General features: G+C 56.3%; 1 pseudogene. It reads right to left on the bottom strand.

Features of this window, described 5'->3' with window-relative positions:
* Window positions 1–222, bottom strand: a pseudogene (locus FDW94_RS24165) (hydrolase); the annotation flags it as partial.

Consider the following 222-nt stretch of genomic DNA (forward strand, 5'->3'; position numbering starts at 1 on the left):
GATTTCGACGGTTTTCATGTCGGTGATGTACACGTTATCAAGTGTGTAGCCGCTGTTCATGATGCGGCGGAAGCGGTACGCGCCATGCTCATCATTTTCAGCGACACCCCGGACCGACTTATAATCCGCCGGGGTTTTCGACCATTCGGCTTTTGTCATTTCGCGGAAACCCTCCCCCGGCCAGTTAACGATCGGCGGGCGTTTCGCGGCCTGTTTTGCGGC

The sequence above is a fragment of the Citrobacter sp. wls757 genome, assembly GCF_005280935.1.
Taxonomy (GTDB): domain Bacteria; phylum Pseudomonadota; class Gammaproteobacteria; order Enterobacterales; family Enterobacteriaceae; genus Citrobacter; species Citrobacter portucalensis.